15 protein-coding genes are annotated in these 17,350 nt (G+C 54.4%); 10 read left to right on the top strand and 5 right to left on the bottom strand.

Translation table 11 applies throughout. The features are described 5' to 3' along the window. Window positions 1–10 precede the first annotated feature (10 nt). The 3 genes from NYE26_RS16705 (at window position 11) to NYE26_RS16695 (ending at window position 4,372) form a co-directional block, all read left to right on the top strand. The gene (locus NYE26_RS16705; protein ID WP_339248966.1) at window positions 11–2,317 is read left to right on the top strand and encodes a thiamine pyrophosphate-dependent enzyme; all 2,307 of its coding nucleotides are present in this window, start codon (window positions 11–13) and stop codon (window positions 2,315–2,317) included. Between the two features lie 244 nt (window positions 2,318–2,561). Then, window positions 2,562–3,773, top strand: coding sequence for an MFS transporter (locus NYE26_RS16700; RefSeq protein ID WP_339248964.1), 1,212 nt, complete (start codon window positions 2,562–2,564; stop codon window positions 3,771–3,773). Next, on the top strand, window positions 3,773–4,372 hold the full coding sequence (locus NYE26_RS16695; RefSeq protein WP_339248962.1) for a DUF1349 domain-containing protein: 600 nt from the start codon (window positions 3,773–3,775) through the stop codon (window positions 4,370–4,372). The genes NYE26_RS16700 and NYE26_RS16695 overlap by 1 nt, the downstream gene beginning before the upstream one ends. A 425-nt stretch (window positions 4,373–4,797) precedes the next feature. Here NYE26_RS16695 and NYE26_RS16690 read toward each other — a convergent pair whose 3' ends face one another. Beyond that, window positions 4,798–5,361: a MogA/MoaB family molybdenum cofactor biosynthesis protein gene (locus NYE26_RS16690; RefSeq protein WP_339248960.1), complete on the bottom strand. Its 564-nt coding sequence runs from the start codon at window positions 5,359–5,361 to the stop codon at window positions 4,798–4,800. A gap of 138 nt (window positions 5,362–5,499) precedes the next feature. Between NYE26_RS16690 and NYE26_RS16685 the strand changes: the two genes are divergently transcribed. The 6 genes from NYE26_RS16685 (at window position 5,500) to NYE26_RS16660 (ending at window position 9,514) form a co-directional block, all read left to right on the top strand. Further along, the gene (locus tag NYE26_RS16685) at window positions 5,500–6,501 is read left to right on the top strand and encodes a GTP-binding protein (protein ID WP_339248959.1); all 1,002 of its coding nucleotides are present in this window, start codon (window positions 5,500–5,502) and stop codon (window positions 6,499–6,501) included. A gap of 95 nt (window positions 6,502–6,596) precedes the next feature. Beyond that, window positions 6,597–6,944, top strand: coding sequence for a four-helix bundle copper-binding protein (locus tag NYE26_RS16680; protein WP_036699084.1), 348 nt, complete (start codon window positions 6,597–6,599; stop codon window positions 6,942–6,944). A gap of 205 nt (window positions 6,945–7,149) precedes the next feature. Continuing rightward, entirely contained in the window at window positions 7,150–8,094 is a 945-nt protein-coding gene (locus NYE26_RS16675) for an ABC transporter ATP-binding protein (protein WP_339248957.1), read from the top strand. Between the two features lie 20 nt (window positions 8,095–8,114). Continuing rightward, a complete protein-coding gene (locus tag NYE26_RS16670; RefSeq protein ID WP_339248955.1) occupies window positions 8,115–8,393 on the top strand; it encodes a hypothetical protein in 279 nt (92 codons plus the stop codon). Further along, entirely contained in the window at window positions 8,363–8,800 is a 438-nt protein-coding gene (locus NYE26_RS16665) for a hypothetical protein (protein ID WP_339248953.1), read from the top strand. The genes NYE26_RS16670 and NYE26_RS16665 overlap by 31 nt, the downstream gene beginning before the upstream one ends. 249 nt (window positions 8,801–9,049) lie before the next feature. Further along, the gene (locus tag NYE26_RS16660) at window positions 9,050–9,514 is read left to right on the top strand and encodes a hypothetical protein (protein WP_036724577.1); all 465 of its coding nucleotides are present in this window, start codon (window positions 9,050–9,052) and stop codon (window positions 9,512–9,514) included. Window positions 9,515–10,418: 904 nt separating this feature from the next. Here NYE26_RS16660 and NYE26_RS16655 read toward each other — a convergent pair. From NYE26_RS16655 to NYE26_RS16645, 3 genes are all read right to left on the bottom strand, one after another. Continuing rightward, a complete protein-coding gene (locus NYE26_RS16655) occupies window positions 10,419–11,753 on the bottom strand; it encodes a winged helix DNA-binding domain-containing protein (protein ID WP_339248951.1) in 1,335 nt (444 codons plus the stop codon). A 158-nt stretch (window positions 11,754–11,911) separates the two neighbouring features. Then, window positions 11,912–14,005 (bottom strand): ABC transporter ATP-binding protein, encoded by a 2,094-nt coding sequence (locus tag NYE26_RS16650; protein ID WP_339248949.1) that lies wholly within the window; start codon window positions 14,003–14,005, stop codon window positions 11,912–11,914. 22 nt (window positions 14,006–14,027) lie between these two features. Further along, the gene (locus NYE26_RS16645) at window positions 14,028–15,776 is read right to left on the bottom strand and encodes an ABC transporter transmembrane domain-containing protein (protein ID WP_339248947.1); all 1,749 of its coding nucleotides are present in this window, start codon (window positions 15,774–15,776) and stop codon (window positions 14,028–14,030) included. 525 nt (window positions 15,777–16,301) lie between these two features. Here NYE26_RS16645 and NYE26_RS16640 point away from each other — a divergent pair. Further along, window positions 16,302–16,604, top strand: coding sequence for a hypothetical protein (locus tag NYE26_RS16640; protein ID WP_076158436.1), 303 nt, complete (start codon window positions 16,302–16,304; stop codon window positions 16,602–16,604). 225 nt (window positions 16,605–16,829) lie between these two features. Here the strand turns inward: NYE26_RS16640 and NYE26_RS16635 are convergent, their stop codons facing one another. After that, the gene (locus NYE26_RS16635; RefSeq protein WP_036724586.1) at window positions 16,830–17,345 is read right to left on the bottom strand and encodes a hypothetical protein; all 516 of its coding nucleotides are present in this window, start codon (window positions 17,343–17,345) and stop codon (window positions 16,830–16,832) included. Window positions 17,346–17,350 lie beyond the last annotated feature (5 nt).

The raw sequence follows: 17,350 nt of genomic DNA, 5'->3' as shown, positions 1-17,350 counted from the left end.
GGAATACATTGTGGCTATTGATTATGAAAAAGAACTAGGCTCCGCCAAGGTGGAGCAGAAATTCCTATACGAGTCCGGCAATGAAATGGCGGCCTATGCCGCACATCAGATTAACTATCATGTCATGGGTTATTTCCCGATCTCCCCATCGACTGAGGTGGCTCAGTTCCTCGATACGATGAAGGCCAGCGGCCAGCACGATATTATGCTGGTACCGTCCGACGGCGAGCATAGCTCCGCCGGGATCTGCTACGGTGCTTCGACGGCAGGCGGCCGTGTGTTCAACGCAACGAGCGCTCAAGGATACATGTTCATGCTGGAGCAATTGCCTGTACAAGCAGGTACGCGGATGCCGATGGTCATGAATCTGGTCTGCCGTTCGATCTCAGGACCGCTGAATATTCACGGAGACCACTCGGATCTGTACTTTGCCCTGAACACCGGCTGGCCGATCCTGATGTGCCGTGATCCGCAGTCGGTCTATGATATGAACCTGATGGCGCTGAAGCTGGCGGAACATGCCAAAGTCCGGCTGCCGGTGATGGTAGCCTCTGACGGTTACTTCACTTCGCACCAGAAGCGCCGGGTACAGGCTTTTGCCCACCGTGAGGATGTTCACAAGTTTGTTGGCGAACAACCGCCTGCCGGCTTCACCGATACCCTGGACCGTAATAATCCGGTCACTGTGGGACCTTACATGAATGAACCGGATTACATCAACAACCGCTATCAGCAATCCGTTGCGATGTACAATGCGGGTGAAGTCTTTGAAGAAATTGCCCAGGAATTCGCAGAGCTGACCGGACGCCATTATGAGATGATCGAGCAGTACCGGATGGAGGATGCCGATGTCGCCGTCTTCCTAATGAACTCCGCTTCGGAGATCATTAAGGATGTAGTCGATCAGCTCCGTGAGCAGGGAATCAAGGCAGGGGCGATCTCCCCGAACATGATCCGTCCGTTCCCGCAGAAGCAGATTGCTGAAGCGCTGAAGCATGTCAAAGCCATTACTGTAGGTGACCGTGCCGATTCGGTCGGCGGACACGGCGGTAACATGGTGAACGAGATTAAGGCGGCACTGTTCACTTACGGCAATACAACGACTAAGGTGATTAGCCGGATTTACGGTCTGGGCGGTAAAGACTTCTATGCCGAGGACGGGCACCACTTCTTCCAACTGGCAATGGATGCTGTTGTTGCAGACCGTGTGGAAGTACCTTTTGATTACTATGGCCACAATCCGGGAGCGCCGGAGAATGCGCCGAAGCGCCTCTTGAAGCCGATGGACTTCGATAAGCTGAAGACCGGCCTGATCACGGTAACCCGGAACGAAGAGACCGGCAAGCTGAGTGTCAGAGTTCCGCCGGTCCGTTCGCTGATGAAGAAGCCAAGACGTCTGTCTCCAGGACATGGGGCATGTCCGGGCTGCGGGATTTTCTCCGGGCTGGAGCTGTTCTTCAAAGGGATCGAAGGGGATATCGTAGCACTCTACCACACCGGCTGCGCGATGGTAACGACTACCGGCTACCCGTATTCCTCCCATAAATCGACGTTCATCCACAACCTGTTCCAGAATGGGGCAGCTACACTGTCCGGCGTGGTTGAGATGTTCTGGGAACGCAAACGCCGCGGTGAACTTGACGGGCTGGGACTGAAGGAAGACTTCACGTTCGTTATGGTTACCGGCGACGGCGGGATGGACATCGGGATGGGACCTGCGATCGGCGCAGCGCTGCGCGGCCACAAGATGATCATCGTGGAATATGATAACGAAGGATACATGAATACAGGGGCGCAGCAGTCCTATTCGACACCGCTCGGACACCGGACTTCCACCTCAAGCATCGGCAAAACCCAGCAGGGCAAGGTGACCCAGCACAAGGATACAGCGCAGATTATGGCGGCTACCAACATTCCTTATGTCTTCACCGGCTGTGAGGCTTATCCGCAGGATATGCTGAAGAAGGCGGCGAAGGCCCAGTGGTATGCGCAGAATGAAGGTCTGGTCTACGGCAAGATTCTCATTGCCTGTCCGCTGAACTGGATGAGCGACGACAAGGACGGCACAGATATCGTGTCCCTGGCTGTCGAATCCTGCTTCTTCCCGCTCTATGAAGTAGAGCAGGGAATTACAAGTATCACCTACAACCCGGAAGACAAGGACAAACGGATAGAAGTATCCGCCTGGCTGAAGACGATGGGCAAGACCCGCCATCTGCTGAAGCCGGAGAATGAACCGGCCCTGCGCAGCTTCGAGGGTGAAGTTCAGCGCCGCTGGAGCCGCCTCAAGGCGAAGCATGAGCATCCAGACTTGTAAGGTGTAAGGTCTATTGGAGTCTTAGCATTCATAAGCAAGCAATAGCTAAAGTTAGTACCCGCCCGGCAGAGTCACTCTGCCGGGCTATTTTGCAGCTGTAACCAGAACGGAAGAATATTATAAAATAATCATGCAAAGTGATATAGTAACGAGGGGAAACGCAAATGAAAAAGGTTGCATTCAAGAAGCTTGCAACTCTATCGATGGTGTAGTTCACCTGCAAGGGAAGGGATAGGAGGGAAACATGGCAACGGTGTTCTTAATCATTATTTATCTGGCGTTCATCAGCCTGGGACTGCCGGACTCGATGCTTGGCGCAGCCTGGCCGATTATCCGGCTGGACTTCGGGGCGCCGGTCGAGCTGGCCGGACTGCTGTCGATGATCGTAGTCGCCGGGACGATTATCTCCAGCTTGGCCAGCAGTGTGGTCCTGAAGCGGCTCGGGACGGGGATGGTTACTTTTATCAGCGTGGCGGTAACCGCTCTGGCCCTGCTCGGCTTCTCTTATTCCTCTTCTGTCGTGTGGGTGGCTCTGCTGGCCTTGCCGCTGGGTCTGGGGGCCGGTTCGATCGATACAGGGTTGAATAATCATGTGGCGACTCATTACAAAGCGCATCATATGAGCTGGCTGCACTGTTTCTGGGGGATAGGGGCTATGCTGGGGCCGATTCTGATGTCGCGTTATATTGCGAATGGCGAGTCATGGAGAATGGGATTTTTCGCGGTCAGCATGATTCAGTTCGCGTTAGTCGTGGCACTGTTCTTCAGTCTGCCGTTGTGGAAGCGGGCGGGCCAGGGCAGCGGACCGCAGCCTCAGGAGATGCCGGAGCAGGCAGAATCCCTACCCCCTGCTGCATCCCTAGCGGGCAGCAAGGTGCTTCGCATCCCGGGCGTGAAGCTGGCGATGCTCACCTTCCTGTTCTATTGCGGAGTGGAAGCTACGGTGGGGCTATGGGGCAGCAGTTATCTGGTGAACGTCAAGGAGGTATCCCCGGCAACGGCGGCCGGATGGGTCTCGCTCTATTATGGCGGAATCACGGCTGGGCGGCTGATTACCGGCTTCATTACCTTCCGGTTCAGCAACCGTACGCTGATTCGCGGCGGGCTGGCGATCTCACTCGCGGGTGCGCTGCTGCTGGCCTTGCCGCTTCCGGCGGTATATTCACTGGTTGCTTTTATTCTGATTGGCCTCGGCTCGGCACCAATCTTCCCTTGCATGCTGCATGAGACGCCCGCACGGTTCGGAGCGGAGCATTCGCAGAAGATTATGGGGTATCAGATGGCCTTGGCCTACACCGGCGGTGCGTTCTTGCCTCCGCTCTTGGGCTGGGCGGCGGCGCGGAGCACCTTCATGATTCTCCCGCCGGCAATGATTGGGTATATAATAGTGATGATAGTAAGCTCTGAAGTGATTAACCGGATGATGAGCAGACGACAAGGAGAGGTGAGCCTGTAATGAGATTCATTGAGTGGCAGGATGGAGCATGGAGCAATGAACCGGTATCAAGCAGAACCGTAGACGGTCAACTGGTGGTCCATGCAGCGGAGGGCAGCGATTACTGGGAGAAGACGATGTATGGCTTCCAGCATGACAACGGTCATGCGCTGCTTGCCCCCTGGGATAAGGCAGAGGCGGTAGAGATCAGCTTTGCGCTGGACGGGTTCACGGAGCTGTACGACCAGGCAGGTATTATGCTATGGCACAGCGGTGAGCAATGGATCAAAGCCGGTATTGAGCTGAATGACGGTGTTCCCCATATAGGTGCAGTCGTGACGGACGGTTACTCTGACTGGTCATTGTCCCCTGTGCCCGAGTGGAAGAGCGAAGTGATTACCCTGCGGGCTTCACGGATGAAGGATGCGGTAATCCTCAGAGCGCGAACAGAGAATCATCCCTGGCGGACTATCCGCGTTGCCCGGTTCCCTTATGAGACTGGCAGCCAGGCGGGACCCTTCCTGTGTGCTCCAACGCGGGCCGGGTTTAAGGTCACCTTTACACGCTGGGCGGCTACAGCACCCGATGCAGACGTTCATACAGACCCGCCAATCGTATAGACTTCCCGGAAAAGGCAAAACCGCCGCTGCGCGTATCTTTCACGCGCAGACGGCGGTTTTGTCTTTTACAATATACTATCGTACAGACGGGAATGGCAGGTTATCTTCTTCTGCTGCGCACCATTGCGGTCGGACCGCACATTTCATCCCGGACGGAATAAGTGTAGATATGGTGAGGGACTGGAACACAGTGGTGGCGTCTAACCACCTCGACATGGTGGACCACCTGGACTTCCTGGGGATGATAGTAATCTTCATATACAACCTGTGTGGGATCTGTAACTGTTTCAACAGGACATTTCGGACAATTTCTCATTACACTCAGCTCCTTCGCAGTGGACTTATGCCAGTATACGCGTTATGCAGGAGCCTGCTTGTTCATTCGTCTAGATTCCGGCAAAATAGGTGTCCGTCCATGCTGCGTCTTAGGAACGCTTGTAAATCTCGCGCATGACATGGCGCAGCTCGGGCAGGATCAGCCGTTCCATGGCCAGCTTGATCGCACCGGTGGAGCCAGGCATGGAGAAGACAGCGGTACTGCCGATTGTCCCGGCAATGGCCCGGCTGAGCATGGCGGCAGAGCCGATATCTTCGGTGAAGCTCAGCAGCCGGAAAATCTCACCGAAGCCCGGCAGCGACTTGTCCAGCAGAGAGGCTACGGCCTCATAGGTGGTGTCACGGGGGGAAATGCCGGTCCCTCCGGTCAGAAGCACAGCTTCGATGCCGGAATGAACGGAGCTTTTGTAGACCAGCTCCCGGATATCTTCATAATCATCCTTGACGATGGTGCGGCCGGTCACGGTATAACCGGCGGCTTCCAGCAGACTCTGGATCAGCGGACCTCCGGTGTCCGTATCGATGGTGCGGGTATCCGAGACCGTTATGATGTAGCAAGCGACTGAATCCGGGGCTTCGCTCCGGTGTTCTTCGACGGATGATATACGAACCAGCTCCTTTTTTGTATCTGCTGTGCAGCTTATATTTCCCATGATAGGGGATGGAAGCGGCAATAACAAGCTCCCCGGGGGAAGCTGATGTATGCCTCACCAGGCAGGGCCGCCTTGCACAGAGGCGGTCATTGTAGTACACTCGCTACCATAACCGATTGAGGCAGGGAGAGAGCAAACTTGGAACAGTCATTACCAGTATATATCTTGTCGGGATTTCTCGGCAGCGGCAAGACCACATTACTACAGCGTCTTTTGGATCATTGGAATCATCAGGGCCTCCGGCCGGCCGTGATTATGAACGAGCTGGGTGAGGTGAATCTGGACGGCTTGCTGGTGGAGCAGTCTGTGCCGATGGCAGAGATGCTGGGCGGCTGTATCTGCTGCACCAGCAGGGGGGACTTAAGTACGGAGCTGACCACGCTGGTCAAAAAAGAATCGCCGGATGTAGTTATCATCGAGGCTACGGGTGCAGCCAACCCGCTGGAGATTGTGGATGCAGTAACGGAGACCTCGCTATATCAGCAGGTGGAGCTGAAGGGGCTGATTACCGTTGTCGATGCCGCCCATCTGCTGGAGCTGTACCGCTCCCAGCAAGGGGCTACCTACCGTCTGATGCAGGAGCAGATTCGCTGTGCATCCGTCCTGATCCTGAACAAGACAGACCGCATTCAAGCCGCAGAGATTGCAGAGATCTCGGAGGTGCTGCGTAAGTGGAATGCGTACGCGGAGATTCTGCCGGCGGTACGCTGTGAACTGGAGCCAGAAGCGCTGCTGGGCAGTGTGGGAGCCGTTCATATGGAAGACCGGCCTGAGGGCGGGGAGCATATGGAGGGCGGAGCTGAAGGGGCGATGCATGCTTCGCATGATCATGTGATGGCTTACACGCATTATTTCCAGAATCCCGTGAACAGCGAGGAATTCGAACGGTTTGTGAAGGAGCTGCCACGCGATGTGTACCGGGCCAAAGGGATCGTAACTTTTACCGATACCTCCAGCCGGTTTCTGTTTCAGTACGCTTACAGAGAAGCGGATTTCATGAGAATTACGCCCCAGGGCGAGGTGCCGGATGTTGCGGTATTCATCGGTGAGCATTTCTCCTCCGGTGAGTTGCGCAGGGAGCTTCTGCGCCTGGAGAGACGTCAGCTGACCAGACCCGCAGCGGTCAAACGAAGCCTATAGTTAGCAATCTGCAGTTCCTTATGAATGGTTCGTTCTTATTCTTGCAGGTTAATACATAGGCATACCCTATACTAATTGCAGGAGGTTGTAAGGCTATGACCCGAATTCAATATCAGGAATGCATTAATGCTTTGATTAAATGTATGGATGCCTGTAACTATAGCTATGTCTCAAGCCTCAAGGAATATGATCTGGCCGATCTGCGGGAGAGCATCCAGCTGGACCGTGAATGCGCAGACATCTGTTCCTTCGCTATACAGGCGATGACCCGCCGAAGCCCGTTCGTGGCCGAAATCCTCAAATTATGTGCTGACATCTGTGACCGCTGCGCCGATACAAGCAGCCGTCATAAGCATAACCATTGCCAGGATTGCATCGATACCTGCCGCAATGCAGCCATGGCCTGCAGAAGGGTCAGTGAAGCTGTTGAAGTCTACGCCTGACATCACCCTTTAGGACTAACATATATAGCATCGAATACTTAACAGGAACCAGGGCGGGTGCGGATTTTTTTCTGCACAGTTCTGGTTTTTTCAATGTGAATTTCATGGATCTGGGAAAATAAAAAGGAGAATAAAGACATTCCGGCGAATGTTACATAAGAGGATGATCAGGCTGCCGTTCGATGCGGCCCATAGGCATGCACGAATGGAAGGAGGCCTGGAAGCCACGAATGCAACATCTCTAATTACAATTACCGAAGGAAGTAAGCGCTATGGAAGCCGCCCGGTACTTACCGGAATATCGATGACAGTTCTTCCTGGCACGGCCACGGCTCTGATCGGTCGTAACGGGTCCGGCAAGAGTACGCTGTTATCCATCCTCGCGGGGCTGCTGAAGCTGTCCTCCGGTGATCTTACCTGTGACCGTCGGGCGATAACCACAGGTTATGCACCCGAGGCATTTCCCGGCTTGAAGCTCACCGCCGAGGACTATCTGCGCTGTATGGGCCGGATTGCCGGACTCTCCGAAGCGGCTTCGGCGTCCCGGATCAACGAACTGCTGCAGCTGTTCAGTCTCGAAGCCTCCCGCAGTCACAAGCTGGCAGGCTTCTCCAAGGGAATGCTGCAGAAGGTCAACCTGATCCAGAGCCTGCTCATCCGGCCGCAGCTGCTGCTGCTTGATGAGCCCATGTCGGGACTGGATCTGCCGGCACAAGATACGCTTATTGAAATACTGCTGGAGCTGAAGGCGGAGGGGACGGCACTCGTATTGTCCGTTCATGAACCGCAGATCATCGAAGCTGTCGCGGATACAGTATATGTATTACATGAAGGACAGACTATCCGGACGATTCATGGAGCAGAGAAGCTGAAGAGTGCTCCAGCAGTGAATATCGTCTATACGACACTGACGGGACAAGCCCAGCTGGCTCTGGAAGCCTTGCCTGGAGTCATCCATGTGCTGCTGGAGCCGGACTTCGCCGGTACAGCGTGTACAGGGTTGACTGTAGAACAGAAAATGTCAGATACCTGCCTGCTGCAGATTCTTGCTGCGGGCGGTTCCATAGTTTCAGTGAAGCCTCTCGGGGGATTAAGTGACCTGGCCGAGTGGATGGATCCCAAGGATCAGAGCGGGAGTGGACGCGGGTGAAAGGGCTAATCGGTTATTTTTTGCACAGTTATACAGTCTCCCAGCGGTTCTTCGGACCGGTTGCCGGTGTTATTATTGCGGTATTAATTCTCTATTCCTATAAGCCTAATCCGGTCATGAGCAGCTACTCGGCTACGGCAGTCTTTCTATTCATAGCCTGTGCGTGGCTCGGCTTAAGCTTCCTTAACCATGAGCAGGCGGTACAGAAGCAGGTGGTTATCGTTCAGTCCGCAGTGCCCGCCGCTACAGTATCGGCGGTCTGCTTACAATGGTCTTGCTTACGCTGCTGCTGGATGTAATCATTGTTATGTATCCCGTCTTGACCGGAAGCTTCCATGAACCTGCCGGACTTCAGCGGATCTTGCTTGGTTTGGCCGGACATGCTCTAATGGGGTTATTAGGGATTACACTCTCCTTGTACCTGCAATCCTCGTGGGTACCACGGGCTGGATATGCGGCCGGAATGATGCTGATCCTCCTCATTCTATCTATTAGCGCCGGTAAAGTGGCTGAAGTGGTGCCAGGGCCTGTTGTATCCATTCTCCTGCCGCCGGTATATCCGGTCATGGACAGCATGATGAATGCAGAGACTCTGCCGGTCTCCTCCGTGCTCGGAGCCTATGCCCACGCATTGGCATACATACTATTGCTTGCCGGGTTCTACATTTACCGTTCCGGCCGCATGGACTATAACAAAACAAACTGAGCTGTGTCCTTTGAACTTGATGATTTACAATTTGAAAAAAGTGGCGGAGGGGAAATTTGGAACTGTAGGAGCGGTGGCGTCCGCCTTTATGTTTGGATTTCTACTGCGGCTAACAGCTTGAATCGGGAAATCCAAACATAACAGCGGCCGGAAGTCCAAATGTTCACCGCAGCAACGGCCCTTCCAAAATAGAACGAAAAGTTCAATCTACACACAAATCAAATAACCAGATCAAGAACGGGAGGAACGATGAAGGATACACAAATACCGGAGAGTGAACAATCCAAAGAGCTATTTGCTTATTTCGGGCTGGCTGTCTACTATTGCCAGGCGCTGGAGCAGCAATTAACGAATCTGCTGCTGCTGACGAAGCTGTCGCAGGGCAAGACGCCAACTGACGCCGAAATCGCAGAATTGTATCAACGCAAGCTTAGCAATTCACTCGGCCAACTCATCAAAGAAATCCAGCATCACTTCCCCTTCTCTGAGGAAGAGACGAGTCAATTGCAGGCCGTATGGAAGGAACGCAATCATATTGTCCATGATTACTTCAAGGAACGGATTCAAGAGACCTTCACCCCAGCCGGCCGGGCCCATATGATCCGTGAACTGAAACGCTTTAAGAACAAGGCAAGCCGGCTGGAGATTAAGCTGCAGGGCTATTGCACCGAGATGTACAGCAAGCTGGGCCTTGAGGAAGAGCATATCCAATAAGGCACCCAATAAAATATAGCTAACTTACGAGAAGACTCCCCTTGACGCAGCAAGACTGCGCCAGAGGGAGTTTTCTTTGGTTATACGAGCTGAGCGTAATATTGGGCCGGATGTATACGGAAAACCGAATACAATGGGGAGGGGGGAGTGCGAGTGTGCCGAATGTATCGGAAAACTAAACACAATGTGCTGGCGGGGGTGTGAGTGGGCCGGATGTATGCGAAAAACCGAACACAATGTGCTGGCGGTGGTGTAGGTGTGCCGAATGTATGCGGAAAACTGAACACAATGTGCTGGCGGGGGTGTGAGTGGGCCGGATGTATACGGAAAACCGAATACAATGTGTTAGCGGGGAGGAGGAATGTGGGCCGAAATGTTGCTGACGGAGATCCTGAGTCGTGAGGGGGAGAAGTGCTCCTGAATTCAGCGGATGTGGGGCAACGCACGCGAATGGAGAGCACTAGTACCCCTGAATTCAGGGGATACGAGCCAAAACCCCAAATGAAGAGCACTAGTGCCCCTGAATTTGTCGGATACGAGCTAAATCCCCAAATGAGGAGCACTAGTGCCCCTGAATTTGTCGGATACGAGCCAAAACCCCAAATGAAGAGCACTAGTGCCCCTGAATTTGTCGGATACGAGCAAAAACCCCAAATGAAGAGCACTAGTGCCCCTGAATTTGTCGGATACGAGCAAAAACCCCAAATGAAGAGCACTAGTGCCCCTGAATTTGTCGGATACGAGCTAAATCCCCAAATGAGGGGCACTAATGCCCCCGAATACGCCGGTTGCTCCGAAGTAGGCGGATGAGTATTGTGGGGAGGGGGTCCACCGACACAAGCTATGTGGCCCCCTAAAGTTCTTACATCCTCTGCCGCAGGATGATTCAGATGATTGGATTGGATTAATTTGTCTTTACAGGAGTGGCAGACAGCGCCTCCTCCAGCTCATGCAGTCCGCAGGAGTGGACGATGTCCGGCGCGAAGCGGATCGCGGAGGCTCCGGTTGACTGTTGCAGCGAGGAGAAGGCCCTGGTCAGCGCAGGGAGCATGGAGCGTTCAAGCGCCTCTCCGGCCTCCCACCACCAGCGGACGATGGTTAGAACACCTGTCTTCTTGTTCATCACCGGCTCCAGCCGGCCGATGAAGCGGTCGCCGTAGAGGAGGGGGAGGACATAGTATCCGTATTCCCGTTCAAGCACAGGCTTGTAGACCTCCCAGCGGTATTGAAAGCCGAACAACTGGAGGATCAGCTCTCTGTCCCATAACAGATTGTCCAGCGGAGCCAGTGCCGCCGCGAAGGAGGCCGCTCCTCCGGCATGACAGGCCCCACCCTCATTACCAGCCTGCGGCCCGGCTGCGGATTCATTTGCACCCACAGTATCATCCTGAAGCAATATAGCTTCAAGCTCAGGGACGTCTGCTGTGCGGATGTATAGCGGTAGCTTCAGGCCGTCCACCTGTACCTCGCGGAGCAGGTCCTTCTGCAGCAGCCGCTGCACGGACGCTGTCCGTTCTTTGCTCTTCAGGCCTGCGATGCCAAGCCAGCCGTCCCCGGACCGGTTCCATTGCAGGCCGATGCTGCCGATCCGGCGCAGCACATACCAATCGTGATGCTGCTCCAGCGTCTCGTTAGGATCGCTTGCGCTTAGCAGTTCAGGAGGCAGCAGCTTGGCCGTGTAATCGTAATAACGGCGTGTGTGCACCCGGTGATGGATGGATAGCTCGCCCCAAAAGTACATGCTCTCCATGGCGGCCCGGGAGAGTCTTGCCGGAGCCCAGGACCAGTCGATCTTCTCCGTACTCTCCAGGTCCAGTGACGAGAGTGGCCCTCGTGCATCCAGCTCCGCACGGACATGGGTAATCATGGCCGCCATGGCCTCGTTATGCTGATGCCTGGCAGCAGCTTCCCTGCGTCGCTGGAAATACGGCCAATCCTCTGTGCAGTAGATCGACATGTTCTTATCCCAACCGTCAATCAGCAGCCTGTCCTTATATAGCAGCTCATTGGCCATCTCGGGCACGAAGCCGGGGATTCTCGCCTGAAGCACCAGCTCGTGGTTATGTCCGGCTATACTGAGCGGATCATACTGGATACAGCCTACATGCCGGACGAAGTCATAGATGCTCTGCTTGCCGCCGGGCAATCCGTCCGGGACGAGCCGCTGATGGCGCAGCAGGAACAGCCGGGCTTGCCGCTTGCTAAGACTGTAGGTTATCATCATCTTCACCCCATCCATAATATGTATTGCTCCATTATACAGAACAAACGTTCTGATATCAAGTGAAAGACACCCCCTGATGCCTTCCTGCGTCAGGGGGTGTTCTTATTGTAATGTATGATAGGTATATGCGGTTGCCCGCCATTAGGCTAAGTTGCTGTCCTCAAGCAATTGGATTAGATCTGTTCCAGCGATGGCCGGAGTACAGCGGAAGAAGCATCGCCCCCGGATAGAGGAACTGGCTCGCCTGAGCCGTTCCCGGCTCCCGCACCCAGCTGAAGCTGATACATGCGGAAGTACCTGCCGCCCTGCGCCATCAGCTCATCATGGTTGCCGCGTTCAACAATCTGGCCCCGGTGCAGCACCAGAATCTGGTCCGCACTGCGGATGGTCGACAGCCGGTGGGCGATGATGAAGGTGGTCCGGCCTTTTTTCAGCACCTCCAGCGCCTGCTGGATAATGCTCTCAGTCTCGGTATCGATGTTGGACGTTGCTTCATCCAGAATCAGGATCGCCGGATCGAAGGATAAGGCTCTGGCGAAGGAGATTAGCTGCCGCTGTCCGGCGGACAGGGTGCTGCCCTTCTCAATGACCGGTTCATCGAAGCCTTGCGGCAGGTGAGCCAGCAGTTTATCGGCCCCTACCTCACGCAAGGCGCGTTCGACACGCTCTCTAGAGATCCGCTCGTCACCCAGACTGACATTGGAGGCAATGGTACCGGTGAAGAGGTACGGGTCCTGAAGCACAATGCCCATATGACTGCGCAGCCATTGCTTCGGCAGATCCTTGACCTTTTGCCCGTCGATCGTTATGCTTCCCTGCTGCGGATCATAGAAGCGGAACAGCAGGTTAATGATGGAGCTTTTGCCGGAGCCGGTATGGCCCACAAGGGCGACGGTCTCGCCCGGGCGCGCCTCGAAGGAGATATCGCGCAGGACGAAGTCCTTTTTATAAGCAAAGGAGACATCCTTGAACACGACATTTCCCTTGTAACGCGGCATCGATCCGTCAGTGACGGGCTCTCCCGGCTCATCCATCAGCGTGAACACGCGGCCTGCAGAGACCATCGAGCTGTCCAGATTCGCCAGCTGGTTGACCATCCCCGTGATCGGCTGGAACATCCGGCCCAGTACATCGACGAAGGCATACAGGACGCCAAGCGATACGAAGGTCGACCCGTCCAGGCTGCCGAAGCCGAAGTACCACAGCACCAGCACGAAGGAGAGGCTGCGCAGCGAGTTCACCAGGTTGTGGGAGGTGAAGGCGTTCAGGTTGAGCATTTTGTTCTGATATTTCAGATAGTCGTCATTGAGCTGCTCGAATTCAGCGCTACTCTGCTTCTGGCGGCGAAAAATCCGGATGATCGACATCCCCTGAATCGATTCGTTGATAATGGCATTAATCTCACTGAGCCGCGAGCGGATGATCGTATTGTATTTGGTAGCGATTTTGCGGTACAGCACGATCCAGAGAATAATAATCGGCACGATGAACAAGCTGACCAGTCCCAGCTTCACATCGAGCAGGAAGAGGGCCACATAGACACCGGTGATATTGATGATTCCTGTAGCGAAGTTGGATAACACGGCAATGAAGAGATCCTTGACTGCTTCCGTATCGTTGGTAACCCGTGACACAACCTTACCGGCAGGCAGATTATCGAAGAAATAGACCGGCAGGCGCTGGATATGGGCATAGACATCGGTCCGCAGCTTGCGGATGACCTGATTGGCAGACGATTGCAGCCAGTAGGTTTTGCCGAACTCAGCAATAATGGAGATGACAAGGAACATGGCGTATAGAGCGACTAACTGATAGATTCCAGGAAGCTCCGGCTTGTAAAAGGAAAACAGATCACCCGCCGACAGCTTGACGGCCGGATAGGCCGTCGTCTGCCCGCCGTATTTGATCTGGAGCTTCCCGTCTGCGAAGCTGCGCTCGCCTTCGGCCTTCGGTACCGCTTCATTGATGAAGTAGAAGCTTCTGCCCGCCTGAAGCAGGCGGACCTCCTGGCCCTTGGCTTCACCTGCGGCAAAGCGGTCACCGCGTTTGTAATAAGTGTTGTTATATTTTGCAGCATCCTCCGGCAAGGCTGTCTGGAAGTAGGGCTTCTCAATCGCAAGCAGATGATTGTCAATCATGCTCTTGGCGATAAAAGGCCCTGCCAGCTCAGCCGCTACTCCGATGGTCAGGAGCAGAAGGGCGGCGATGAAGGTCTTTTTGGCGGTCAGTGCATATTGCAGCAGACGTTTGCCTGTACTCTGTGTCAACGGTGACACCTCCTGTATGGGGTTATTCATTCGTCAGATTATTCTCGACCTGCTGGCGGTCGAACTGCTCACGGTACCAGCCGTTCAGTTCCAGCAGCTCCTGGTGTGTACCTTGTTCTGTAATATGCCCGTCTTCGAGGACAACGATCAGATCGGCATGCTCAATCGCCGAGAGGCGGTGGGTGGAGATGAGCGTGGTTTTGCCGCTGCGCTCCTCGCGGATGTTCTCGATGATCTTCGCTTCTGTCCGCGCGTCAACGGCAGACAGGGCATCATCCAGAATCAAAATATCGGGATTCGAGATGAAGGCGCGTGATATGGAAACACGCTGCTTCTGTCCCCCGGAGAGGGAGACGCCGCGTTCGCCAACCATTGTATCCAGCCCGTCAGATAAGGTACCAAGGTCATTCTGGAAGGCGGCGGCGGTAATCGCCTGCATGATCCGCTCATCGCTAGCCCCGGAGTATCCGAACTGGATATTCTCGCGCACCGATTTGGAGAAGAGAATCTGCTCCTGCGGCACATAGCCCATCCAGCTGTGAAGCTGGTCGAGGGCGATCTGGGTGATCGGCACACCGGAGATCAGAATCTCGCCTGTGCCTGCCGGGTATTCATGCAGCAGCTGCTTCAGCAGCGTCGATTTGCCGCTGCCGGTCCGTCCGACCACGCCAAGCGTCTGGCCTTGGGAGAGGGATAAGCTGACTCCGCTGAGATTATCGATGGTAGAGGTCGGATACCGGAAGGTTACATCTTTCAGCTCGATGGTGGTCGGCTGGGCTACGGGAACCGGATGAGGTACATCCTTAACATCAGGCTTCGCATTCAGCGTCTCGTCGATCCGCTCCAGTGAAGCGCCGCCGCGCTGCATGATATTAATCAGCTCACCGATGGCGAACATCGGCCACACGATCATCCCGAGGTACATGTTGAACGACACCAGATCGCCCAGCGTAATCTGATTGCGGAATACGAGATAGATTCCGTAGGTCAGGGCGATGATATAGCTGAGACCCACGAACAAGCGGATCGTCGGCTCGAAGAAGGCATCGACCCGGGCGACCGCCATATTTTTGCGGTACACATCATCTGTAATGTCAGAGAAGCGCTTCTCATCGTGCCGCTCCTGCACATAAGCGCGGATGACACGGATGCCCGATACGGATTCCAGTACCTGGTCATTCATGTCGCCAAAGGCATCCTGCGCCAGACTGTAGCGGTCGTGGATCGCTTTGCCGTAGAACACCATGGCTACCGCAATCATCGGAAGCGGGATGACCGCGGCCAGTGTCAGCTTCCAGCTGACCAGGAACCCCATGGCGAACAGGACGACCGTGAGATATACGGTGGAGTCGACAAGAGTGAGCATCCCGAAGCCTACGGTTGCGGAGACGGCGCGGATATCGTTGGTGGCGCGGGCCATCAGATCGCCGGTGCGGTTACGCTCGAAGAAGGCGGGGGTCATCGTCATGAGATGATTCATGAACCGCGAGCGCAGCAGTCGCTCCACCAGATTAGATCCCCCGAACAGCTTGTGCATCCATATGTAGGTGATCCAGTAAATGATCAGTAGCATAAGTACGATCAGGCCAATGTATTTCATCAGTGAACCTGCGGTGATGGCGCCGGTGACGATTTCGTCAATGGCGTTGCCCAGCAGGCGTGGAGGCAGGAGTTCTAACACACCTACCACAATAAGAAGGATGAGGCCTATAGTATAGCGCCTTTTTTCCCGGCGGAAGAACCAGCCGAGATTTCGGAGTACGGAGAACAAGGTGAATCCCTTCCTTTCGTGCTTGAAGTAATTTCGAAGTTAGCTTGTTTAACGGAACATTTACGGACATTTCGCAGCGGATCATAACCTCATAGCACACGAAAAAGCGTACCATCCGAAAACGGATGATACGCCTCTAATTGCGGTTATCATGTCCACGGTGCTATAAGCAGCACAGAGACATGTGAGAGATAAGTTAAGCCTGTTCTCATACGTTACGCGTAATACGCATGAACCTCAGGAATTCTCCACTGCTCGGGCTGCTTCGGTATTCAGTTGGGTATAGTTTTCTACAATAGTGGCGAGGTATACCATATCCATATCCATATTCAACACCGAGATCACCCTTTCTTCATTTTGGTAATTACTTGAAGACGTTTCGTTATGTTCCGAGTTTATCATCACACTTTAAGAATTGTCAAATTTAAATTTTGTGGTGGAGACGGCACCTTGCCGTAATACCGCTTCGATTTGGTGAATTGAAGTTTTTTGGGTATGATTGGGGTAGAGGGGAGGAGTGGAGAGATGAACATATTAATTAGTCCGGAAGCAGCCGCCTGGTTCAAAAGAGAACTGAGCCTCCAGGAGGGCGCATATATCCGTTTGTTCCCCCGGTACAGCTCAGGCGGAGGCCTGCATCCCGGCTTCTCGCTGGGCATTGCTACCGAGCAGCCTGGACGTCCTGCTGTGCAGTTCGGGGAAGGCGGCTTGACCTTCTATATGGAGGAGCAGGATCTGTGGTATATGGAGGGGTACAATCTGTCGATTGTCTATTCACAGGCGGACGATGATATCGAATACAAGTATGAGCCTGTGCCGGTGGCATAAGGGGAGAGCTGGAGCAATTGGCAGATCCCGGCACTGCCGGGGATGCGGAACAAGCCCTTGCCGTCAGGCAAGGGCTTGTTCCAAAATATAAGAATTTATAGGTTACACACCATAACTTATCCTTCTATTTCTCGCTGAAACGGTACCGTCCTTTAAAGGACGGCCAGGCCGTCTCCACTTGTACGCACCAGGCCAACGAAGCTGCCCGCCGCTCAGGTGGCGCGATCAGTGCGAGCTGCGGAAGGTCTCTTCCTCCATGGCGAACTCGAAATCATCAATGTCATATACCTGGACGGGAACTCCGCCTTCGATGATGCGCTGAATCAGCTCGAACTGGTCGGTCAGAATCGGCACCTTCTCACGCTGGGACGCCAGCAGCAGCTCTGTCTCAATCGGATCGAACGCTTCGCCGTAGGAGGCATTGTCGATGCTGTTGATGATGGTAATCTGCGCGTGTCCGCCGAGGAGGATGCCGGAGCTTTTGGCCCAGGGGATATTCAGGCAGCGGTTGATCTTCTTGGCATTGAGCGGCTCCTCGAAATAGTTGATCAGCTCGCGGATTCTGAGTCTGACATGCTTGTCATCATCCGCCTGGCTCATCACCGGCTCATCGCTGTCCCGCAGCTCGTAAAGCTCCATAATTGTGGTATAAGGGACTATATATTCTACAGGGCTCCGCGGGATGAGAAGTTGGCCGTAAATCGCCATCATGACGGCTTCCGTCACAAATTGTCTGGGCATCATTA

It is taken from the genome of Paenibacillus sp. FSL P2-0136 (genome assembly GCF_037975325.1).
Classification (GTDB): domain Bacteria; phylum Bacillota; class Bacilli; order Paenibacillales; family Paenibacillaceae; genus Paenibacillus_AQ; species Paenibacillus_AQ silagei.
Note: the sequence above shows the minus strand (reverse complement) of the source record. Positions and strands in the feature narration are given on the sequence as shown.